General features: G+C 58.9%; 21 protein-coding genes and 1 pseudogene. 7 read left to right on the forward strand and 15 right to left on the reverse strand.

Annotated features, from left to right (window positions below):
* Positions 1-228 precede the first annotated feature (228 nt).
* Positions 229-1,098, reverse strand: coding sequence for a glycosyltransferase family 2 protein (locus tag H8F27_RS01020; RefSeq protein WP_197150430.1), 870 nt, complete (start codon positions 1,096-1,098; stop codon positions 229-231).
* A gap of 335 nt (positions 1,099-1,433) precedes the next feature.
* Here H8F27_RS01020 and H8F27_RS01025 point away from each other — a divergent pair, with 335 nt between their 5' ends.
* Entirely contained in the window at positions 1,434-1,835 is a 402-nt protein-coding gene (locus H8F27_RS01025; RefSeq protein WP_197150433.1) for a molecular chaperone DnaJ, read from the forward strand.
* A gap of 18 nt (positions 1,836-1,853) precedes the next feature.
* Here H8F27_RS01025 and H8F27_RS01030 read toward each other — a convergent pair whose 3' ends face one another.
* The gene (locus H8F27_RS01030) at positions 1,854-2,684 is read right to left on the reverse strand and encodes a 3'-5' exonuclease (RefSeq protein ID WP_231596431.1); all 831 of its coding nucleotides are present in this window, start codon (positions 2,682-2,684) and stop codon (positions 1,854-1,856) included.
* Between the two features lie 97 nt (positions 2,685-2,781).
* Between H8F27_RS01030 and H8F27_RS01035 the strand changes: the two genes are divergently transcribed.
* Positions 2,782-3,237 (forward strand): peroxiredoxin, encoded by a 456-nt coding sequence (locus H8F27_RS01035; protein WP_197150436.1) that lies wholly within the window; start codon positions 2,782-2,784, stop codon positions 3,235-3,237.
* A gap of 2 nt (positions 3,238-3,239) precedes the next feature.
* On the forward strand, positions 3,240-3,947 hold the full coding sequence (locus H8F27_RS01040; protein WP_197150438.1) for a DUF1350 family protein: 708 nt from the start codon (positions 3,240-3,242) through the stop codon (positions 3,945-3,947).
* Here H8F27_RS01040 and acs read toward each other — a convergent pair.
* Positions 3,944-5,935, reverse strand: a complete 1,992-nt coding sequence (acs, locus tag H8F27_RS01045) for an acetate--CoA ligase (RefSeq protein ID WP_197150440.1) — start codon at positions 5,933-5,935, stop codon at positions 3,944-3,946. The two genes, H8F27_RS01040 and acs, sit on opposite strands and share 4 nt — an antisense overlap.
* Positions 5,936-6,007: 72 nt before the next feature.
* Between acs and H8F27_RS01050 the strand changes: the two genes are divergently transcribed.
* On the forward strand, positions 6,008-6,676 hold the full coding sequence (locus H8F27_RS01050) for an HAD family phosphatase (RefSeq protein ID WP_197150442.1): 669 nt from the start codon (positions 6,008-6,010) through the stop codon (positions 6,674-6,676).
* A gap of 29 nt (positions 6,677-6,705) precedes the next feature.
* Here H8F27_RS01050 and sds read toward each other — a convergent pair whose 3' ends face one another.
* From sds to H8F27_RS01075, 5 genes are all read right to left on the reverse strand, one after another.
* Positions 6,706-7,677 carry a solanesyl diphosphate synthase gene (gene sds / locus H8F27_RS01055; protein ID WP_197150445.1) on the reverse strand — a complete coding sequence of 324 codons (972 nt, stop codon included), beginning with the start codon at positions 7,675-7,677 and terminating at the stop codon, positions 6,706-6,708.
* Between the two features lie 32 nt (positions 7,678-7,709).
* On the reverse strand, positions 7,710-8,525 hold the full coding sequence (murI, locus tag H8F27_RS01060; protein WP_197150448.1) for a glutamate racemase: 816 nt from the start codon (positions 8,523-8,525) through the stop codon (positions 7,710-7,712).
* Positions 8,522-9,637, reverse strand: coding sequence for an N-acetylmuramoyl-L-alanine amidase (locus H8F27_RS01065; protein ID WP_231596432.1), 1,116 nt, complete (start codon positions 9,635-9,637; stop codon positions 8,522-8,524). The genes murI and H8F27_RS01065 overlap by 4 nt, the downstream gene beginning before the upstream one ends.
* 8 nt (positions 9,638-9,645) lie before the next feature.
* The gene (locus H8F27_RS01070; RefSeq protein ID WP_197150451.1) at positions 9,646-10,464 is read right to left on the reverse strand and encodes a carbon-nitrogen hydrolase family protein; all 819 of its coding nucleotides are present in this window, start codon (positions 10,462-10,464) and stop codon (positions 9,646-9,648) included.
* A gap of 69 nt (positions 10,465-10,533) precedes the next feature.
* Complete coding sequence (locus tag H8F27_RS01075) at positions 10,534-11,289, reverse strand: 2-phosphosulfolactate phosphatase family protein (protein WP_197153277.1); 756 nt, start codon at positions 11,287-11,289, stop codon at positions 10,534-10,536.
* Between the two features lie 51 nt (positions 11,290-11,340).
* Between H8F27_RS01075 and H8F27_RS01080 the strand changes: the two genes are divergently transcribed.
* The 3 genes from H8F27_RS01080 to H8F27_RS01090 all read left to right on the forward strand — a co-directional run bounded on the left by H8F27_RS01080 (position 11,341) and on the right by H8F27_RS01090 (position 15,542).
* A complete protein-coding gene (locus H8F27_RS01080) occupies positions 11,341-12,906 on the forward strand; it encodes a UbiD family decarboxylase (protein WP_197150452.1) in 1,566 nt (521 codons plus the stop codon).
* Entirely contained in the window at positions 12,906-13,337 is a 432-nt protein-coding gene (locus H8F27_RS01085; protein ID WP_197150455.1) for an Rrf2 family transcriptional regulator, read from the forward strand. Before H8F27_RS01080 ends, H8F27_RS01085 begins: the two co-directional genes overlap by 1 nt.
* A 549-nt stretch (positions 13,338-13,886) precedes the next feature.
* On the forward strand, positions 13,887-15,542 hold the full coding sequence (locus tag H8F27_RS01090) for a hypothetical protein (protein WP_197150457.1): 1,656 nt from the start codon (positions 13,887-13,889) through the stop codon (positions 15,540-15,542).
* Here H8F27_RS01090 and H8F27_RS01095 read toward each other — a convergent pair.
* The 7 genes and pseudogenes from H8F27_RS01095 to H8F27_RS17380 all read right to left on the reverse strand — a co-directional run bounded on the left by H8F27_RS01095 (position 15,532) and on the right by H8F27_RS17380 (position 21,132).
* Positions 15,532-16,371: a glycosyltransferase family 2 protein gene (locus H8F27_RS01095; protein WP_197150459.1), complete on the reverse strand. Its 840-nt coding sequence runs from the start codon at positions 16,369-16,371 to the stop codon at positions 15,532-15,534. The genes H8F27_RS01090 and H8F27_RS01095 overlap by 11 nt on opposite strands.
* Positions 16,361-16,717, reverse strand: a complete 357-nt coding sequence (locus tag H8F27_RS01100) for a hypothetical protein (protein ID WP_197150460.1) — start codon at positions 16,715-16,717, stop codon at positions 16,361-16,363. The genes H8F27_RS01095 and H8F27_RS01100 overlap by 11 nt, the downstream gene beginning before the upstream one ends.
* Before the next feature lie 4 nt (positions 16,718-16,721).
* Positions 16,722-17,552: a sugar phosphate isomerase/epimerase gene (locus H8F27_RS01105; protein WP_197150462.1), complete on the reverse strand. Its 831-nt coding sequence runs from the start codon at positions 17,550-17,552 to the stop codon at positions 16,722-16,724.
* Positions 17,549-18,352: a pyridine nucleotide transhydrogenase gene (locus H8F27_RS01110; protein ID WP_231596433.1), complete on the reverse strand. Its 804-nt coding sequence runs from the start codon at positions 18,350-18,352 to the stop codon at positions 17,549-17,551. Before H8F27_RS01110 ends, H8F27_RS01105 begins: the two co-directional genes overlap by 4 nt.
* A 5-nt stretch (positions 18,353-18,357) precedes the next feature.
* Positions 18,358-19,476, reverse strand: coding sequence for an FAD-dependent oxidoreductase (locus H8F27_RS01115; protein ID WP_197150474.1), 1,119 nt, complete (start codon positions 19,474-19,476; stop codon positions 18,358-18,360).
* Positions 19,477-19,491: 15 nt separating this feature from the next.
* The gene (locus H8F27_RS01120; protein ID WP_197150477.1) at positions 19,492-20,520 is read right to left on the reverse strand and encodes a glycosyltransferase; all 1,029 of its coding nucleotides are present in this window, start codon (positions 20,518-20,520) and stop codon (positions 19,492-19,494) included.
* A 419-nt stretch (positions 20,521-20,939) separates the two neighbouring features.
* Positions 20,940-21,132, reverse strand: a pseudogene (locus tag H8F27_RS17380) (hypothetical protein).
* Between the last annotated feature and the right edge of the window lie 195 nt (positions 21,133-21,327).

The raw sequence follows: 21,327 nt of genomic DNA on the forward strand, positions 1-21,327 counted from the left end.
AAGGGGAGTGAACTAGCCCGTTTGATACCTATTAACCTCAATAATATTGGACATTTTAGCAGGACCACTTCATTAGAGCATCCAGCGTTGCGAGCAAAATATCTTTTTAATATTTGGCGATTGGTAATTCTGCCATTATTAGAAATAAAGAGAACCGTAATTTTAGTTTTAAGATCAGACTGGCTGGTCCCATATTTGACAGCAGCTGCGAGCCAAATGAGCTGGCTTTTATCGATCTGCGTCAATCTTGGCTTGAAGCTCTGATACCAACAAGCGAGCCCTGGCTCTCGAGTGCCATTTTCGATTTAAAAATCTCCAAAACTGATAATGTGGTAGCAGTAAGCTAATTAAGCATGTTAACGGCTCTCCAGCCCTCAAGTCTCCCCAAGCCATTGTTCGTACTGAAAACCAAACCAGTTTGCAGTATGCTTTGACTCCAAATAATTCGTCTTTTCCTGCATACCATCTCCAGTAACGTTCCAAAACCTCCGGGAGAGAGTTAAGAATATTACAATTCACATGCAATGATGGGTCGCCGATTATCTCGAAATCAGCCGCTGCCAGCCGGTTACCCAGTTCAGCATCCTCCGAATGGCGCAAACTGGGGTCATACCCCCCCACAGCCACAACCGCACTTGAACGCACCATTGTGCCAAAGGTAATGAATGATGCACCTTTGGATGCACTGCGGGGGATTCCGGCCTTGAAGAGATTTCTTGCCCGCCACCTCGATACCACCCCCCGAGGATTTGGATCAGTGATCAAACCAACGACGGCTGCCACCTTGGGATCTTCGAACCAAGGCATGGCACGGGCAGCAAAATCAGCTGGAAGAGTATTTGTAGCATCGCAGCAGACTACGAATTGATGTCGGGCCACTTCCATAGCCAGTTTGCGTGCTGCCCCGCGACCTAAGTTCTGTGTTTGCTGCAAGACCCGTACTCCGGCAGCCTCCAGCACGTCTGTGCTGCGGTCGGTTGAACCATCATCGATTGCGAAGACCTCATCTAGCGGTGGTTGCTGTTGGCGCAAAGAATCGACGGCAGCCAGCACAGTTGGAGCATTGTTGTAAAAGGGAACGTAACCGGAAATACCCACAATACGAATAGGATTTGGTTGGATTGCGATCTGGTTGAATTAAGATATAGCTCAAACCATGCCTGACCAAGGCAGATCCGAGCTAATATGTAGAATAGTTTAAGCGCAGTGCTGTTTTGCTTTGTAGGGCGAGCGAACCAATCAATGCCGAAGTCATTAGACATTTTGCGCTTTGGCCATGGTTTCGCTGGATTCAGTTGGTCCTTTTTCTCTGTAGTTAACCGGCGACAGCAATATTTAGCCTACTCCTTTGCCCACTTTATTTGCGGTCATACCTTTTTAAGGCTGGCCAGCTAGCTGATTCTCTCCCAAGCTGGTGAAAGGCGCGATTTCCCATGACCCCATCGACCCTTGAGCGGCCAGCTGGCCAGCTCATAGCCACCACCATCCCCGCCAAAAGCGAGTCCCAGCAGCAGCGCCGCACCGACGCTGCTGCCACGAAGGGGTTTGGCAGTGGCGGGGCCGCAAAGGGCAGAAAACGCAAGGCCGGCGGCAAGCGCAGTCCGGCCCTCAGCAAGGCCGACTGGGGTCCCTTGGGGAAGCATCCCGATCTAGATGCGATTGTTGCCCGCCAGCGCCTCCACTTAGCACTCTGCGGCCGGTTGAGCGAGCTGGAGGTAAACCAGGCGTGGAAGCGCTGTGCCAGTGAGCACCATCCTGACCGCGGCGGCGAGCACGACACCATGCAGTTGGTGAACGGAGCGCGGGATCTGCTGCTGGGCCGCAGCCTCAGCTGAGCTCCCCTCAAGAGCGTCTTAAGCCGCCAGCGCTTCGGCCTCGACGGGCTGCACCGCAAAGGGTAGGGCGGAGACCTCCTGCTGGCTGAGCCGCCGGCTCCAGGCACCGGCCACCGGGTTGTTCCAGCGGAAACCCGCCTCCTTGGCCCTGTGGCGTTCGGCATAGGGAAGATTGGCCCGATACAGCAGGCGCGGCTGCAGGGCTGCCGCCAGCAGGGCCTCCAGGTCGCCGCAGCGCTCGAACACCTGAACCAAATAGATGCAGTCGGTAAGGGCCCGGTGGGCCGCCCACACCGGCACCCCGTAGGCCAGTGCCAGATCCCGCACCGATGGGGTACCCCGCAGCTGCCGCTCCGCTGGCCAGCGGATGTCCTCCATCGAGCAGATCCAGGGCTTGTTGATGGCAGGCAAGGGATCCCGGCCAAACCACTGGGCGTCAAAGCCCGCGTTGTGGGCCAGCACCGCATCGGCAGCCGCCACCAGGGCCTCGAAATGCTGCAGGCCGGCCCGCCAGGGCTGGACCAGGCGGGTGACGGCCGCCGGTATGCCGTTGATGGCCTCAGCCGGATTGGCCTGGGCCGGCAGCAGGAAGGAAACCTGGGCCAACACCGCCCGCTGGGGCACCTGGAACAGCACGGCCCCCACCTCGATGCACTGGGCAGAGGCTGGTTCCAGACCCGTTGTCTCGGTGTCGAGAATCAGCAGGGTCTTTGGCGACTGACTAGTTGGTGACTGACTGGTTGGCGACTGACTGGCTGTCGAGGCGGGAACTGGCGAGGGAGGAGGGGGCGCCTGGGGCAGATCGTCCTGCTCCCAGAGGCTGGGCTGCACCTCCTGCGGAGAGGTCACGCTTGGTTGGGCGGCTAAGCCCCAATCCTCCCAGCCCAGGCCGGCGTTGGCCAGGCCTGCCGGCCTAGGCTGGTCTCAGTGAAGTTGGATACGGGCCGTGGCTGTGGCTGTTGGAGACCAGGCCCCCCTGATCGCCCTGCTGGACCAGCACGGCAAGCAATGCCGCAGCGACCAACTGGCGGGCAAATCCCTGGTGTTGTTCTTCTATCCCAAGGACGAAACTCCAGGCTGCACGGCCGAGGCCTGTGCCTTCCGCGACAGCTACGCCGACCTGCAGGCCCTTGGCGCCGAGGTGTGGGGAGTCAGTGGTGACGGTGCCGCCAGCCACCAGCGCTTCGCCAGCCGCCACAACCTCCCCTATCCCCTGCTGGTGGATCAGGGCAACCAGCTGCGCCAGGCCTTCGGCGTACCCGCCGTGCTGGGCCTGCTGCCTGGCCGGGTCACCTACGTGATCGACGGCCAGGGCGTAATTCGCCACATCTTCAACAACCTCCTCGACGGAGCCGCCCACCGCAACGAAGCCAGGGCGGCCCTGCAACGGCTCGCCCTCTGACCATGACGCGCTGGCGCCAACGGGGTGACATCTGGGAACTGGAACCGACGGCGCTCGAGCGGGGCACCCTTGAATTCATCGGCGGCAGCTACCTGGCCGCCTCGCCCCAGCTCAGCTACCGGCGCCTGCTCGAAGCCCTAGCTTCCATGGGTTGGCGGGTGCGGGCCTGGAGCTACGTGCCAGGGTTTGACCATCAAGACCAGGCCAACCTGGCCTGGCGCCGCTTCCGCCAGCTGCGCGGCGCTGAGGGGGCTGTGCTGCGGCTCGGTCACAGCCTGGGCTGCAAGCTCCATCTGCTGGCGCCGGATGGGGGGCGGGGATCCAGCGCCCTGGTGGCCCTGAGCTTCAACAATTTCTCGGCCGAGCGCTCCATCCCCCTGCTAGCGGAGCTGGGCCAGCAGTTCAACTTCCGCAGTGAGTTCAGCCCCTCGCCGGAGCAAACCCTCACTCAGGTGGCCCTCACCTACCGCCAGCCCCGCAACCTGCTGGTGCGCTTCAACCGCGACCAGATCGACCAGAGCAAGCGGCTGCTCGGGGTATTGCAGGCCCGCCCTGATGACGCCAGCGAGCTCCAGGAGCTGCCCGGCGACCACCTGGCCCCCGCCAGTGCCGGGCTGCGCCAGAACCTCCTGGGCAAATGGGCCGATGATCCGGCCCGCCAGCAGGCCCTGGAGCGGATCGCCCGCACCATTGACACCTGGGCGGGCTAGACCCGCAGGGCATCGAGCACCGAGCGATCCTCCAGGGTGGAGGTGTCGCCGCTCACCTCCTGGCCCGCGGCCAGGGCCCGCAGGATTCGGCGCATGATCTTGCCGCTGCGGGTTTTCGGCAGGGCATCGGTAAACCTGATCAGATCCGGCCTGGCGATCGGGCCGATCTCCTTGCCCACATGGGCCCGCAGCTCTGCCATCAGGGCTTCATCGCCGCTGCGGCCTCCCTCCAGGCTGACAAAGGCCACGATGGCTTCCCCCTTGAGCTCATCTGGCCGTCCCACCACGGCGGCCTCGGCCACGGCCGGATGGCTCACCAGGGCGCTCTCGATCTCCATCGTGCCGAGCCGGTGGCCGGAGACGTTGATCACGTCATCGACCCGGCCCATCACCCAGAAGTAGCCATCGCCATCGCGGCGGGCACCGTCTCCGGCGAAGTAGAGCCAGGAGCCATCGGCCGGGCGGATCTCCTCCCAATAGCTCTTGCGGAAGCGCTCCGGATCGCCGTGCACCGTGCGCATCATGCCGGGCCAGGGGCGGCGGATGGCCAGGTAGCCGCCCGCATCTGCCGGCTGGGAGTTGCCTGCATGATCGACGACATCGGCGGCGATGCCCGGCAGGGGCAGAGTGGCCGAGCCCGGCTTGGTGGGGGTGGCGCCCGGCAGGGGGCTGATCATCACGCCGCCGGTTTCGGTCTGCCACCAGGTGTCCACCACCGGGCAGCGGTCGCCGCCGATCACGTCGAGATACCACATCCAGGCCTCGGGGTTGATCGGCTCGCCCACGGTGCCGAGGATCCGCAGTGAGCCCATGTTGTATTGGTCGGGCACCTCGCGGCCGCCCTTCATGAAGGCCCGGATCGCCGTGGGGGCCGTGTAGAAGATCGTGCAGCGGTGCTTCTGGATCACCTCCCAGAAGGCGCCCGGCTTGCTCGGCCGCGGTGCCCCCTCGTACATCACCGTGGTGGCGCCGGCCGACAAAGGCCCGTAGACGATGTAGCTGTGGCCGGTGATCCAGCCCACATCGGCGGTGCACCAGTGGATGTCGTCTTCGCGGATGTCGAAGATCCACTGGAAGGTGAGCTGAGCCCAGAGGTTGTAGCCGGCGGTGGTGTGCACCACCCCCTTGGGCTTGCCGGTGGAGCCGGAGGTGTAGAGCACAAACAGGCGGTCTTCGCTGGCCATGGGCTCGGGCGGGCAATCGGTGCCCTGGCCGTCCACCAGCTCATGCCACCACTGGTCGCGGCCGGCGGCCATGGCGCACTCACCGCCGGCGCCGGCCAGCCGCCGCACCACCAGTACCTGCTCCACGCTAGGTGCACCCCCACTGGCGGCCAAGGCCTCATCGACGGCTGGTTTCAAGGGCACGGGCTTGTCCTTGCGGAAACTGCCGTCGGCGGTGATCACGAGCTTGGCCTGCCCATCGATCAGCCGGTCGCGCAGGGCATCGGCCGAGAAGCCGCCGAACACCACCGAGTGGGGGGCGCCGATGCGGGCGCAGGCCAGCATGGCGATCGCCGCCTCGGGAATCATCGGCATGTAGAGGGCCACCAGGTCGCCCTTGCCAACCCCCAGGGCCTTGAGGGCGTTGGCCGCCTTGGCCACCTCGGCGTGGAGCTGGCGGTAGGTGAAGCTGCTGCTGTCGCCAGGTTCCCCCTCCCAGATCAGGGCCGTCTTCTCGGCCCGGGGCCCCGCCAGGTGCCGGTCGAGGCAGTTGTAAGCAAGGTTGGTGGTGCCGCCCTCAAACCACCTGGCGAAGGGCGGGTTGCTCCAGTCGAGCACGGTGTGGAAGGGCTCAAACCAGTGCAGCTCGCTGCGGGCCAAATCCCCCCAGAAACCGTCGGGATCGGCTTCAGCCTGGGAGCAGAGGGTCTGATAAGCCTCGAGGGAGCCGATGCGAGCGCTGGCAGCCAGCTGCGGCGGCGGAGCGAACAGGCGCTGCTCCTGCAGCACCGATTCGATCGTTGACCCGGTCGTGGCGTCAGGCATCGATCCAGAAGGCAAAAGGGCATTGGACGTATTAAAAGCGCGCGTTGGCGGGCGGTACAGCAACATGGTGGGATGGGTTTACCAGCCGCCTGCCTGTTCGATCTCGACGGCCTGCTGCTCGACACCGAACCGCTGCACAGCCAGGCCTGGCTGCAGGCCACCGCTGGCTTTGGTCTAACTCTGGCTGCCGAGCAGCTGTTGGCGCTGCGCGGTCGTCGTCGCCTCGATTGCGCCGAGCAGGTGCGCAGCTGGATCGCCCAGGCGGATCTGGTGCCGCCTTCGTGCGAGGCCCTGCTGGCGGTGCGCCAACCGATTGCCGAACTGCTGATGCGCCAGGTGCCAGCGATGCCTGGGGCCCAGATGCTGGTTGAGCGTTGCATCGCCCAGGCCATCCCAGCGGCCTTGGTGAGCAGCAGCAGCGCCGCTGCCGTCGCCCACAAGAGCGGTCCCCATGGCTGGATCGCCCTGCTGGAAACCAGGGTTCTTGGCGATGATCCTGATCTGGGCGCCGGAAAACCAGCCCCAGATCCCTACCTGCTGGCAGCCCGGCGCCTAGAGGTCGATCCTGCCGCCTGCTGGGCCTTTGAGGATTCCCTGGCGGGTGCGCGCTCGGCCAAGGCCGCCGGCTGCTTGGTACACGTGCTGCTGCCGGCTGAACAGCAGCTAGCGGTGGGGCTCAAGCCCCAACTGCCGGCCGGGTGCACCCTCCTGCAGAGCCTGGAGCAGGTGAAATTCAGGTGATCTAGAAAATCTTGATCTAGAAAACCTGATTAGAACAGCCTGCTCAGCACAAAATCAGGCAGGGCCTTGAGGGCGCGGCTAGCTTCCGAAACGGGCAGCCAGCCCAGGGCAAGGCCCGCTTCCCGGGCGAAGCCCTCGGCCAGGGCCCGGGAGCGGGGGATCGCCTCACAGCTGCGCACCAACTCGAGGGCCTGTTCGAGGTCGCCGGCCTGGCTGAATTCACGCTCAATCAGGCCAGCTAGGGCCGGCCGCTCCTCGAGGGCATAGAGGGCTGGGGCGGTGAGGTAGCCGGAGGCCAGGTCGCTGGCCGCTGGCTTGCCCAGTTGCTCGTCGTCACCGGTGAAGTCGAGGATGTCGTCCACCACCTGGAAGGCCAGACCCAGCTGGCGGCCAAAGCGGTAGAGCTCATTGAGCTGGGGGGCGGGCAGGGCTGAGAGCACCCCGGCGGCCCGGGCACTGTTGGCGATCAGGGAGGCGGTTTTGCAGTAGCTCTTCTCGAGGTAGGTCTCGAAGCTCTGGCCGGTGTCGTAGCGGAACAGGCCCTGCTTAACTTCCCCGTCGGCCAGATCCATGATCACCCGGCTGAGCAGCTTCACCACCTCGAGGTCATCGAGGTTGGCCAGGTGCCAGCTGGCCTGGGCAAAGAGGAAATCCCCCGCCAGCACCGCCACCCGGTGGTTAAAGCGGCTGTGCACGGTGTCCACCCCACGGCGGGTGGCGGCCCCATCCACCACGTCGTCGTGCACAAGGGAGGCCGTGTGGATCATTTCGGTGATCTCGGCCAGGCGCCGGTGGCGCGGGCCCAGCTCCCCATCGCTGGCCACAGCCCGGGAGAGCAGCAGCACGATGCCGGGGCGGAGGCGCTTGCCACCGGCAGAAAAAAGGTGTTCGGCGGCGGCCTGGAGGATGGGGTGACCGGCCCCGATCAGGCTGCGCAGATCGGCCAGCAGGGCATCCAGGTCAGCCTCAACGGGCTGGAGCAGCTCTGCAACCGTTGCCACAACACCTCCGCCGTCAATCGATCCTAGGAGGCTCAAGCCACCGATCGCAGATCCACCCGCTCCACAGCGGGCCGGTAGCCCAGCCAGCGGCTGGCCGCTTCAGCAAAGGCTCCAGCCTGGCCGCTGACGCAGACCCGGGTGCGCAGGGCAGGGGGCAGCACCTCCACTCCGCCGAGCTCCCCCTCGGGCATGCCGCCCATGCTGGCCAGCAGGGGCCCCAGGCGCCGCACGGCAGACGCCGCCGGATCGACCAGGCGCACGTGGGGCGGCAACAGCCCGGCCAGCAAGGACCTCAACATCGGGTAGTGGGTGCAGCCCATCACCACGGTGTCGACCCCCGCCGCCAGCAGAGGCGCCAGGTAGGCAAGGGCCTCCCTTTCGAGGGCCGGATCCTGCAGATCCCCAGCTTCGATCAGGGGCACGAAGGCCGGGCAACCCACCTCCAGCACCTGGGCATGGGGGTGGCAGGCATGGATCGCCCGGCGGTAAGCGCCGCTGCTGGCCGTGGCCGGGGTGGCCAGCACGCCGACGCAGTCGCTGTCCAGCTCGGCCGCCACGCTGTCGATCAGGCCCACCACCGGCACGCCGGCCCCCGCCACGGCCACATCTAGGGCCAGGGCATTGGAGGTGTTGCAGGCCATCACCAGCACGCCCACCTGCTGCTGCCGCAGCCAGGCCACCACCTCTGCGGCGATGGCGCGGATCTCGGCCACGCTGCGCTGGCCATAGGGCACCCGGGCTGTATCACCCAGGTATAGGCAGGAGGAGTGGGGATAGCGCTCCTGCAGCCGGCGCAGCACCGTGAGCCCGCCCAGGCCGCTGTCAAAAAGACCCACCAAGGCGCTCATCGGCTCTCCCGCAGGGCATTGAGAACGCCGGCGGAGAGGGCCAGGGCCATGCGCCGGCGAAAGCTGGCATCGGCGAGGCGGCGGGAATCGATCGCGCCGGTGAGGAAGCCCATCTCCACCAGGGCAGAAGGCATCACGGTGCGGCGAATCACGAAAAAGCGCCCGGTGCGAACGCCCCGATCCGGGCTGCCCGGCGAGATGGCCAGCATCTGTTGCTGCAGGGCCGCCGCCAGGCGCCGGGCTGACGCTCCTGCCCCCTCGAAATAGAAGGTTTCGATGCCGTTCACATCGGGGCGGGCCATGCTCAGCGCATTGGCATGCACGCTCACAAACAGGTCGGCGCCGCTGCTGTTGGCAAGGCTCACCCGGGGCGGCAGGTCCACATCCACCTCCGAGGTGCGCGTCATCAGCACCTGCACGCCCCGGGCCTGCAGCAGCCTGGCCATCTGCAGACAGATATCCAGCACCACATCGGTTTCCCGCAGCCCGCCAATGCCGATCGCGCCGGGATCGGGGCCGCCATGGCCGGGATCGATCACCACCTTGAAGCGGCCCCTGGGCACCACGGGCAGGCCGTCGGCCGAAAGGGGCGCCCCGGAGGTGGGAAAAGAAATCTGGGCCAAAGGGGCACTGGAGACGGCATCCAGATCGCCCTCGCCGAGGGCCGGCCCGGTCTGGTTGGCCAGGCCGGGGAGCTCCATGCGCCAGCGGTCGCGGGCGGTGCCCACCAGGCGCAGGCCGGCGGGTTCCAGCTGGGTGCCCGGGGCGAATTCGAGCACCAGGCGGGTGGTGAGGCCATCAGAGCGGCCGATGCGCACCTCGCGCAGGGCACCACTGCCCCGGAGGGTGCGGGAGCGGGAGGGGGCCCCGGGCAGATCCACCCAGACCCTCGGCCCCCGCAGCCCCGTGCCGGCCTCAAAGAAGGCCTGGGGGCGCACGTCTAGGGCGGTGCGCAGCTCCAGCTGGCCCTCCCGGGTCACCCGCCAGGCGGCCAGGGAGGAGGCCCAGGCGGGCAGATCGGCCAGAACCACAGCGAGGGCAGTCAGGGCCGCTGCCCAGAACGCTGGTTTTGACTTGACTCGACTGGACCCGCGCATCAAGAAGTAGCGCATCAAAAAGTTCAGAACAGGGCCGGGCGGCGATGTTGGAGGCTGGGCATCTGGGCCCGCACCCGGCCGCCGTGGCCCGCATCGATCGGCGCCACCGCCGATCCCACCGCCACCCCGGCGTCAGCCAGCACGGTGCCCCAGGGGTCGATCACCAGGGAGTGGCCGTGGCACTGGCGCCGGCCGTAGTGGAGGCCCGTCTGGGCGGGAGCGACCACATAGGCCGTGTTTTCGATGGCCCTGGCCTGCAGCAGCACCTGCCAATGGTCCTTGCCGGTGAAGGCAGTGAAGGCGGCGGGCACCATCAGCACCTCCGCCCCGGCGCCGGCGAGATGGCGGTAGAGCTCCGGGAAGCGCACGTCGTAGCAGATCGAGAGGCCGATGCGACCCAGGCCCGGCACCTCCACCACCGGCGGCAACTGGCTGCCGGGCTGCACCGTCAGGGATTCGCGGTAGGTGTTGCCATCAGGCAGATCCACATCGAAGAGGTGGATCTTGTCGTAGCGGGCCAGCAGCTGGCCCTCGGTGCCCACCAGCTCGGCGCGGTTGAAGGTTTTGCCCGCTCCGGCCGGCACCGGGAAGCCCCCGCCCAGCAGGGTCACCTGGTAGCGGCGGGCCATCGTCACCAGAAAGCGGCTGCAGCGCTCCGCCAGGGCCGGGGCCAGCTCCAGGCGCCGGCTGTCCTCGCCCATGAAGGCAAAGTTTTCAGGTAGCCCCACCAGTTCGGCACCGCGGCGGGCGGCCAGCTCGATCTGTTCTTCGGCCGCCACAAAATTGGCATCCGGATCAGGGGTGCTGGTGAGCTGCACAGCTGCCGCCAGAAAACTGCCCACCGATTGCCCAGAACGAACGGCCGAACTGTAAGGGAAATGGCCGATTCGGCCAGACCACCAAGCAGGGCCTCAGCTGGCCTTCAGCACGCCGGGTTCGGCCTGGACGGGCACGATCTGGAGGCTGTCGACCGAGGCGCAACAGGCGAAGTCGGCGTCGTGGTTGCCAATGCCCATCAGGCGCTGGCCGTGGCTGGCGGCGCGCAGACACCCTTCGGTGTCCTGGCCCCACTGGTGCCAAACCGCCAGGGCCACATACATTTCATCGTTGGCGATGCGGGCCGGCCTCTGGCTGGCCGCACCGATTGCAAGCAGGGCAGCGGCCACGGACCCGGCAGCAAGGCTGTCTTCGAGGGAATAATCCCCTTCCCAGCCACTGCCCACGATCCAGACTTTTTCACATTCCTTCTGCCAAAGGCTTCTTGCCACGGCGGTGCGATTCGGAAGGCAAGCGGTGAGAAGCAGGGGCACGGCTTTCACCGCTGCCAAGGAGCGGGTGCCGTTGGTGGTGCTCATGAAAATTCGCTTGCCTGAAACCAGCTCCGGCGTGATCGCAACCGGAGAATTGCCCAGGTCATAGCCATCAATGCGTTTCCCCCCCCGCTCCCCTGCCCGCAAACGGGATTGCTCCGGCCAGGCACTGGCCGCTGCTTCGAGTTTGGCGAGATCGGCAAAAGCCTCAACGGCCTCCGCCCCCCTCTCGAGGGAAAAGGCAATGGTGGTGGTGGCGCGCAGCACGTCGATCACGACGGCCGCATCGGGGCCGCCCTCGGCAGGGGGCACCACCTCGGGAACCGTTTCTGAAGTCGCGAAGTAGGAGATCTGCACCGGCACCGCCAGGGGAGGGTGCGCCACAGTAGGAAGCACCGGTCAAACCTGATGGCAGCCACGGCGCCCCCCCAGCGCAGTCGCCGAGATCTACGCGGCTTTATTGAGCTCCTGGATTCCCGCGGCGCCCTGCGGCGGATCAGCGCCCCGGTGGATCCGGATCTGGAGCTGGCGGCGATCGCCGATCGGGTGCTAGCCGCCGGCGGGCCGGGATTGTTGTTTGAAAACGTGACCGGCTCATCGATGCCGGTGGCGGTGAACCTGCTCGGCACCCAGGAGCGGGTGCTCTGGAGCCTGGACATGGAGCGGCCCGAAGAGCTCGAAGCCCTGGGCGAGCGGCTTGCCCTACTGCAGCAACCCCGTCCCCCCAAGGGGGCCCGGGAGGCGGTGCGCTTTGGCTCGGTGCTGCTGGATGTGCTGAGGGCCCGGCCCGATCTCGATCTCACGCCCCCCTGCCGCCAGGAGGTATTTAAGGGGGAGGCGGTGAACCTCGATGCCCTGCCACTGCTGCGCCCCTGGCCCGGAGATGGCGGCCGGATCATCACCCTGGGGCTGGTGATCACCAAAGACCCCGAAACCGGCACGCCAAACGTGGGGGTGTACCGGCTGCAGCAGCAGAGCATCAACACCATGACGGTGCACTGGCTGAGCGTGCGCGGCGGTGCCCGCCACCTGCGCAAGGCCGCAGCCATGGGCAAAAAATTGGAGATCGCCATCGCCATCGGCGTGCATCCGTTGCTGGTGATGGCTGCGGCCACGCCGATCCCCGTGCAGCTAAGCGAATGGCTGTTTGCCGGGCTCTATGCCGGTGAAGGCGTGCGCCTGGCCAGGTGCAAAACGGTGAACCTGGAGGTGCCCAGCCACAGCGAGGTGGTGCTCGAAGGCACGATCACCCCGGGAGAAGAACTGGCCGATGGCCCCTTCGGCGACCACATGGGCTTCTACGGAAGCGTGGAGGATTCGCCCCTGGTGCGGATCCAGTGCGTCACCCAGCGGCGCAATCCGATCTACTTCACCACCTTCAGCGGCCGGCCCCCCAAGGAAGACGCCATGCTGGCCATCGCCCTGAACCGGATCTACACGCCAATCCTGCGCCAGCAGATCCCGGAGATCGTGGATTTCTTCCTGCCGATGGAGGGGCTCAGCTACAAGCTGGCCGTGATCGCCATCGATAAGGCCTATCCGGGCCAGGCCAGGCGAGCGGCGTTGGCCTTCTGGAGTGCCCTTCCCCAGTTCACCTACACCAAGTTTGTGGTGGTGGTCGACAAGGCAATCAACATCCGTGATCCGCGCCAGGTGATCTGGGCGATCAGCGCCCAGGTGGATCCCCAGCGGGATTTGTTTGTGCTCGAAAACACTCCATTTGACATGCTCGATTTCGCCAGCGAAAGGCTGGGTCTGGGCGGCCGCCTGGCGGTCGATGCCACCACCAAGATCGGGCCCGAGAAGCGCCACCCCTGGGGCGAGCCCCTGGGGCGTTCAGAGGAGCTGGAGGCCCGCATCGACAGCCGCTGGGTTGAGCTGGGGCTGGCCGACATCGGCACCAGGGATCCCGATCCGGCCCTATTCGGCTACACCCTCGAATACGTGCTGGAGCGGCTGGCGGGGCAGACCTGATGCTCAGTAAGCAGGCAAACCATGCCCTCAAGGCCCTGCTGGAGATGGCTGCCGAACCGGAGCGCTGGCTCTCCACCCATGAGCTGGCGATCGCCCAGCAATTGCCGGAACCCATGCTGGAGCAAATCCTGCTGCGGCTGCGGCGGGCGGGGGTGCTGGTGGCCCGACGGGGGCGGCGTGGGGGCTACCGGCTGGCTTGCAGCCCCGGCGAGCTGTCGCTGGCGGCGGTGCTTATAGGACTGGGGGAAGCGGTTGGCGCCAGGGGCCAGACCGAAACCACCGCTACCGACAAGGTGACCGGAGCCCTGGAGCGGAGCTTGGACCGGGCCCAGCTCCAAGCTCTCGAAGAGCTCAGACTGGAAGACCTTCTCTTTGACCTGCGCAGCGCCGAAGCTGGCGCCACCAGTGAGGCGGGACTGCTGCTGGGGTGAACGGCGAAGATCCTTTACAAACCGTCAGTATCCGAGGACACCCTGAGCAGCGGCTCACAACGGCAGACGCGCCAACCACTCCCCTGCCGGCTCCACAAACACCGCTCCGCGCTGCTCCTGCTGGCGGCCATCCCGGACGAGCTGCACCACCTCGGCCTCGGGAAACTGAAGCACAAAGCGCGGCAAGGTTAGCTGTTCGCCAACTTGAGCTCCACTGGGAGTTTGCGGAAAAACGCAAGCGCCAAGGGCTGTTTTTTCAGCAAACTCCTAGCCGTCAGGCCTCTGGCTAGCAGTAGGAGCTCCACTGCATCCTGAAACTGGGGGGGGGGTGCTGTACCAGCCGGTAAGCGCAACTTTCCAGCAGAGGTTGGAATGCCATGCATACGACGCAACCATTTTTCGATGGTGCTACTGCTGCGGATAAGACTGCGTCTACGCCCAGGGGCCGACGAGCTCTTAGCATGATCAAAGAGTGCAATCAGAGAAAGACAAGCAAGGCGAGCAAAAACAGCCTGTATAGTGTAAGGTGGTTGAAGCCATAAGTTAAAAATGGGTATCACTGGAAAACTTGAAATAGCAAAAAATTTACCCTTTGCGCTTCTTATTTATACATTAATCCCAAAATTTCTTGGGGTGGAGCTTCCCGTTAGCGATTCATTCCATGTAGGGGAGTATTTCGCAGCCGCAACCACTCTTTGGAACGAACCGGCAAGCAGCCCGCTAACTATCCACGGAGGATGGGATTTTATTCCGGCCATTGCGGCAAGGTGGCTGGCCGGCGGAGAAAACTACTTCTATCCAACAATTTACCTTACTGAGTCCGTGGCTCCAGCGCTTGCAGCTGGAATACTACTGTTATTACTAACAAGAATCTTGAGGGGGAAAATTAATTGGCCCACTATTATATTCTTAAGTATTGCCGCAATTGCAGCACCTTATCTTGTCGGCATTAGGGACCTATTTCTAATTGCGACCTGCTGGATTTTGTACGAGTTTATGACTCAGAAGCTTTCAATAAGAAGTAGAAAAATTGCAGTCCTCCTCGTAATAATATCGTCTCTTGGGGTTGTGTGGTCATTCGAACGAGGGATCGCTGGCGTTGTCACCGTTCTTACTACACTCTTGAGCGCCTCATACTTCGAAAAGAAGGCAATCTATTTGAAAACTAGTAGTCTAGTCGTGATTGGCGCCTCCTTAATTATTGCAATCGCGCAGCTAAGCGGAACAATGGAGTATTTCTATAATTTATTTTTTCTCGCCCAGATATCTAGTCAATGGCGATATGTGTTTGGACAAATTGTAATAAGAGATTCACTGCTGGGCATCGTATTTGTGGCCACCACGATAGCAGCCACTATCAGTTCAAACAAATCTGAGAATAGAGGCTATCTTTCCCCGTACTGGCTGGGCATTGCCGCATGTGCATTGATGATGCTAAGAATTGGGACAAACAGAGCAGACATGGGTCACGTAGTGATGGCCATGTGGGCTCCGTTAATACTTACTGCCTATTCGTATTCAACAAGAAAAGAATCGTCAGACAAACCTTCAATCGCAGTAACTCTATCAGTATTTTCAATTGTTGCCTATTTTAGCTGGTATTATGCTTACAAATGGGGAGCCATGCCTCTCCCGGTACTTGCGATATCCTTTTCATCATCATTTATGTGGCTGCAACAACTCGGCAAGAAATACAGAATCAGGGTATTTTTGACAAGTATTTCACTGTGGATTATCTTGCTTTCTTTGGCGGAATCAACATGGACTCAAGCATTAGCGGCCAAAGGTGTTATGAAAGGAAGAATAGTAACTCCCTTAGAATATCTATACAAAGGGGTTTCCTATTCTCGAGTGGCAGATCCAGGCAATGCTTGGGCAGCAAAATCAATACGGGATAGTCATTCTAAGTGCTTGCTTGACATGACAAACAGTGGCATTATAAACGCAGGAGCTGACTTGCCAACTTGTATACAGGTATCTTATCCGGTATACGCGACAAAATCATTTGAGGAAAAGATTTTACGCGAGATTGCAGATATGAAAGCTAATGCAATTGTCTATTCTACTGAGAATTGGCAGTATTTTGTCCATGGCAAGGACATGAAGGTGAGATTTCCAATGGTTGATGAATTTTTAATCAGTAATTATCCAGAAATAGAGTGCAGAGAGAAATATTGCATTCGGAGCAAAAAGACTATGGATTAAATTTACCAAAGCAAGCATGAAGCAGCGTCCTGATTAAACCTATGCTACCTCTAAACGAGGAGATCTTTGTAGGAGCTTTTCCCTTTGGATATAGCCTGCTGGCAGGGGTCTCGATACATTTTAAGCCAAGCTTGGGGATTCGATACGATAGGTAGGCAAGTAACTCATAATCTTTAAAGATTCTCCTAAATGGTTTAACTCTTGGATCTAGTAAGCCTTTTCGGCTATAGGCTCGGAAGCCTTGGGTGGTATCTGTCCAATGAAAGCCGGAGCAGATTGAAAGCAGGGGAGCATGTATCAAGCGGATTGCTAAGTACCTGAGAAAGGGAGTATTTCGATGTCGGCCACCTTTGATAAACCGAGAAGCCTGAATAAAATCATACCCCTTCCGTGCCAGACTTATAAATTCACGTATCGTCTGTGGATCGTCTTTGTTGTTTCCATCTATCGTTACTATCCCATCGTAGTCACCCAGCAACGAAAATGCATAGGCAACACGAAGCTGGGAGCTTAGTTTCCCCGGACCAATCTTCGTTAGCAAACCTCGAATGGAATGGGCGCGCAAATAGGCTTGTTCTAATGAGTCATCAGTGCTTCCACCATCCACAATGATGACATCCGCAATGGAATAAATACTACTCTCCTTGAGCCGCCGAACGAATTGACGAATTCGTTCGCCTTCGTTAATGACTGGAACAACAACGCAATAATCACTCGTTTTCCCATCCCAATATTCAATTCGAAACTCAGGAACTTCCCAATCAGGAGGAAAATTAGCTCGTATCTGCTCGACTTGGGTAAATTGATTAGATACCATTTCAGCGTGCACCTGCTGTCAGCAGAATAACGCCAAAAACAATAAAGCCAAGGCCCGCAACCATGGCTGGACGCAGAGCTTCATCAAGCACCACCACAGACAGAACAGCTACAGAAGCGATGGCACCGGATGTCAAGGTTGGGTGGGCAACGTTCAGTGGGAAGAACTTTAGGGCAATCGCATAGAGAACAAATGCTGCACCATACAAAAAGATGCCCAAGAGCAAGGGCCAATTTTCAAGTGCTGTCCAAGGAGCATTAAGGGATGGAAGTCTGAAAGGAGGCTGCATAGCGAGTTTGATCAACAAGCTCGCAGAGGCATTGGATGCGATTCCAAAGAAGAGAACAAGCCATTTCATAAATTTAATCGTCTACTGCACTAGTTCCGTAACAAGCAACGACGAACTCAACCGAAGCTTCTACTGCAGCAATGGGATCATCGGTGCTGGTGGTAAGCATCTCAATGGTAACAGGGGCATCAGATAGGAACTCATGTAGAGCAGTAGCAGATGCTGTGTGGTCTGTTGCACCTGTACCTACGGGAACCAGCTGGGGTTCGCTTGCATGAACATGACCGATAAGACTCCAAAATTTGCTGCAGATCGTAGATGGAATCTCACGATTAATGGACAGAGCACCTGTGTCGAATTGCATCTTAATAGACGGATGGGCAACTGCTTCGACAACCGCCGCAGTGTCCACGCTGGAGGTCATGAAGTTTGATCCATAGCACTCTGGATTCGGCTCAAGGCAGATAGTGACTTCATAACGATGTGCAATGTCTCCCAAGCGCCTGAAAAAAGATGTAGCCTTATCAAAGGCTTGTTGATCTGACAGGCCAGAACGATCTCGATTACGCGGCGAGCCAAAGACCAGTCGACGGGCGTTCAAGGCATCGCCAATCCTGCAAACATCTTGAAGGTGCTCCAACATTCGTTGTTGAATCACAGGCTCGGAAAAGAGATTCAAGCCTTGCGTGCCGTAGAGCAGCGACTGCATGCCAATAATCTCGATACCTCGCTCTGACCACCAACTGCTTACCCTCTCGACCTGCTCTGGTCTCACCGCTGCGAAATCGGAGAAGTATTTCCCAGGGGCAATATCGATGGCATCAATGCCATGACGCTGAAGGATTGCGCAGACTTGCTCATCGTGAGTCGTTTCCCAGGCGACGTTGGAGATGGAGATTCTCACTCATTTTCTCCAGTTACAGGGGCATCTCTTAGCTCAGTTTGGGCGTAAGACCGTACTGCCTGCAGGGTCTCTCGTTTACTGTAGGTATATCGTCCGCAACCACCCATTTGTGCAGCGTATGCGGTCTGGAAGTCGTACGAAAGTGGATACTCCACGGCATGATTTTCAAAGGCTATTCCAAAACCATCCTCACTGACCTCGCTTACGCTGATGGGCTCAGCAGTTAGATGAACCAGTTTCAAATCTAAAGCCATTACGCGTTGTAGATCAGCCCATAAGTTGACCATAGGATAAAATTGGAAGACACCCCGGCTATCTACCTTCGATATTTCATTTTGATGATAGATGTCATAAATAATATTCTTTCTTAGCCCAGGCCCTACTAGGCCGGGCAGGCGAACAATAAAAGTTGACGGGAACTGCTGCTCAGCAAACTCCTCTAATTCGCGACGATTGAGGCCATAGGGATGAAGGCCGACTGTTTCCACAGATGAAAATTCGTCAACACCCAACGGATCAAGAAATACATCTACCGTACTTATCAGGACAAATCTGCGACATCGCACAGACGAGAGAGCGCTGATCAGCTTCCCAATTTTGGCACGATCCTCCTCGGGCTGCTGGTTCGCCAACCATTTCTTTGCTGATGCACCAGCACACACCAGCAAGTCAAAATCTTGATTGGCAATGCTATCAATGTCCGAGGATCGGAAGAAGGAATCAAAGCGATGCTGCTTCTTCAGCGTTGTACCCACAAACCCAGTATGGCCAATAAGACCACGGCGACCTAGGGCATTCATGCTCATCACCGCAACCTCGGAAGCTCGTCGATCGACTCCAGTATATCGTAGATGTTATCTAACTTGCCACCAAGCACAGAATATAGTCCTGAAGTCAAGGTGGATTCGCGAAAAAGGATGGGCCTTCCATCATCTGACTCATTCTTTTCAAGAACAGTCTTCACCTCAAATAGCGACTCGCGATATCTTGATTTGGCAAGTGCAGGTAGATAGCGGGACGCATCGCGGATCATACGATCAACGCGTGTCTTGAGCTCTGACTGACCAAGGACTTCGTAAGGTGAAAGACCGTGCTGATCGACCCAGAATGAATGGGGAGTGTAGCGCACATGAGAAAGGCTGTGGCAATCCTTTGCAGGAAAGGGCATGGTGGAAAAAAAAGGGCCATCCATCACTGTCACCCCGATATGCTCTAGCTCAGGTGGAGGGTCAATCAAAGCAAGTTCTGCAATTTCATGCTTGAGGCGAAGACGACCAGATCCTTGGTCAACCTCAACTTGAGAGAGACCGCTATAGGTGCAGTTAAAAGCAATCGAATAAGACCTACTCTCTAAAGCTCCTGTACGTTCACGGGTGGAAACCCTAACAGTGTTCCCTAGATCCGATGAAGGATCAACAACCAAGTGTCCAATATGACAAATGACTCCTGCTTTTACCAACTCGCAATCGGCCCAACTTCGAAGCTTTTGTGCATCAAATGCATATTCCTGAACTTTGTAAACTGCCTCAATCAATGATGGGTTGAAAAGTTGGCTGATCTCAGGTTCAGCTTCTTGCATCGGGGCGCCAATCTGATCACAAAATCGTCTAAACTGAAGGGGAGTGATCTTAGAATTACGCCTGGATAGAGCATAATATTTCTGAAAATCAGTATAAATGCAGTCGGTCCAATCTGAACAAAATCGTGTAAGGTTTTGCCGGCTTCGAAAGGCTGTCGTAAAGCTGCGTGGATAGTGGTAACCGCCATGAACTCGTGCTTGGTTGACAAATGAAGCCCTTGAAAGTAAAATTAACTCCCTTTCATAAATTTCGACAATCTCAACCCTCCTGACAAGCTTGAGATACAACGCGATGACGACCCCATAAAAGCCTCCACCTATGACGCAAGCACTTTCAGCGGCCATCTGCGTTAGGGCAATCTAGGATTTGAAAAGAGATTTCTGTGCTTTAGACAAAATCGAGCCTTCAACTTCTACGTTTAAGCGATCTTTTCTGGTCAGCCTGGCAGATGTGAATTCATCTGCAATGTAATAAGAAGGTCCTGAGTTTGCCTTCCGGGAAATCTCAAGCACGTATTCTGATAATACAAGCAATACAAGTGAGATCAGGAAAAACATGCCAGATTGTTGCATGGAGAGGCTGACCCAGCCAGGGGCAATATCCTCCTTAAATGCCCAGATGAATACAACGTAAATTGAATAGATTAAACTTGCCAATGCGCCTACTGAGGACAGGTTGGTCGCAAGCCGCATTGGACTCCCGCTCGAAGAAGTGACTAACCGTATACCCCTAGATAGGCTTTCACGCAACTTAATCGTGCTTGCGTTGCTCCGGTGGGTACGAATTAAGAATGAAGTGCGCTTAAAGCCTGTCGTAGAAGGAAGATTTCTGAACTTGATTTGTGGATCAGAGAACTGCAGCAGATAGTTGACGACTCGCCTATTAACTGCGATCAGGCTTGTTGAATACGAATCAAGATCTAGGCCGGTTGAGAGTTTTGTAACTGAACCAAAAGCGCGATACAGCACTGTCCTCGGCAAGCTTCTGCGTCCTTTAGGGAAAGTCCGCATTGTAAATACTATATCATTGCCATCGGCAGCCTCCCTAGTCAAGGGCTCAAGTTGCTCTAAATCTCCATGGCGCGGGTCGAAACAGATAACAATGTCTCCAATACTATTTTCAACACCTACCCATCGCGCCGTTAAATCATCTACACGCCCGGCTAGGGTATAAACCTGCAAATTTGCCTCCCCGCCTTCTGCAGTCAGTTTTCGCAGAATATTGGATGTTGAATCAGTCGACCCATTATCTACGATGACAATTTCGTAATCAGATACAAATTGGGACACAACTGTCCCGGTAAGACGGATGACGTCTTTTATTCGATCGGCATAATTTTGCGCGACGATGACAATGCTAAGAAATATTGGGATTTCGGTTGATCTCATGGTCCTGAATGTGCGGCTAAATCAGTAGGCATTTGGCATGAACAGCTCAGGAGATCTTCCCAACACTATCACAACTTAGCTCATTGCATTCTTGCCCTCCATATGCTTCAGCTCGCCGCGGTAAATTTTTCTGATAAAAGCAAGTATCTCTGAAATGCCCGGCTAAATAAGCCAAGACAAATTGGGCTGGCGGCCCTAGGTATCCGCCAAACAATCTGGCTGAGGGGCCCGACTACGACTTTAGCCCGGATATTTCCAGCGATCAGGTATTCAAAATCCACATACCAAAGAGCTAATCGCTACGGCAAAGAAGGTTGTAAAGGCCTGCTTCGACAACGCCCCTTCAACTGAACCCGGACGTTGCGATCAACCATTTAGAAACTGCAGTGCCTTTGCTCGCAATTCTCGGTGTCGGTTCCCTAGTGAGCCCCTTTAGGGTCTGCGTTTGGCTCCAGAGCGATGTGGTTGAGCAGGGTGGTGGTGAAGGCAAACAGCAGAAAGGGAAATCACAGTACCATAATTCTCCACAACCCACCCCACCAGGGCAAAGATTGCTTTGCTGGTCGCCACCAGGGGCAGGCCGGCAGCCAGGTTGGCGAAGATCACCACCATCCAGCTCTGGATCTGGCCAGAGATGTCGCCAAAGGTCTGGGTGTAGGGGGCTCCATGGCGCTCCCAGCAGGTGGCGGGATTCTCTACCCACCTAAGCTGGCACTTGGGATCTTTTCTGGCCTGCTCAAGACAAGTGCTGAGATCAGCCCGCTGTCTACGGGTGCTAGTTGGCTTGGTGGCACTCCCAGAGGCGCC

The organism is Synechococcus sp. CBW1108 (assembly GCF_015840335.1).
In the GTDB taxonomy this organism is placed as follows: domain Bacteria; phylum Cyanobacteriota; class Cyanobacteriia; order PCC-6307; family Cyanobiaceae; genus Cyanobium_A.

Coding starts and splice junctions, on each gene's coding strand:
- H8F27_RS01085 (WP_197150455.1), top strand. CDS start 12,906: ATGCTCAGTAAGCAGGCAAACCATGCCCTCAAGGCCCTGCTGGAGATG.
- H8F27_RS01065 (WP_231596432.1), bottom strand. CDS start 9,637: ATGCGCTACTTCTTGATGCGCGGGTCCAGTCGAGTCAAGTCAAAACCA.
- H8F27_RS01080 (WP_197150452.1), top strand. CDS start 11,341: ATGGCAGCCACGGCGCCCCCCCAGCGCAGTCGCCGAGATCTACGCGGC.
- H8F27_RS01050 (WP_197150442.1), top strand. CDS start 6,008: ATGGGTTTACCAGCCGCCTGCCTGTTCGATCTCGACGGCCTGCTGCTC.
- H8F27_RS01115 (WP_197150474.1), bottom strand. CDS start 19,476: ATGGCCGCTGAAAGTGCTTGCGTCATAGGTGGAGGCTTTTATGGGGTC.
- acs (WP_197150440.1), bottom strand. CDS start 5,935: ATGCCTGACGCCACGACCGGGTCAACGATCGAATCGGTGCTGCAGGAG.
- H8F27_RS01120 (WP_197150477.1), bottom strand. CDS start 20,520: ATGAGATCAACCGAAATCCCAATATTTCTTAGCATTGTCATCGTCGCG.
- H8F27_RS01110 (WP_231596433.1), bottom strand. CDS start 18,352: ATGAATGCCCTAGGTCGCCGTGGTCTTATTGGCCATACTGGGTTTGTG.
- murI (WP_197150448.1), bottom strand. CDS start 8,525: ATGAGCGCCTTGGTGGGTCTTTTTGACAGCGGCCTGGGCGGGCTCACG.
- H8F27_RS01100 (WP_197150460.1), bottom strand. CDS start 16,717: ATGAAATGGCTTGTTCTCTTCTTTGGAATCGCATCCAATGCCTCTGCG.
- H8F27_RS01025 (WP_197150433.1), top strand. CDS start 1,434: ATGACCCCATCGACCCTTGAGCGGCCAGCTGGCCAGCTCATAGCCACC.
- H8F27_RS01040 (WP_197150438.1), top strand. CDS start 3,240: ATGACGCGCTGGCGCCAACGGGGTGACATCTGGGAACTGGAACCGACG.
- H8F27_RS01090 (WP_197150457.1), top strand. CDS start 13,887: ATGGGTATCACTGGAAAACTTGAAATAGCAAAAAATTTACCCTTTGCG.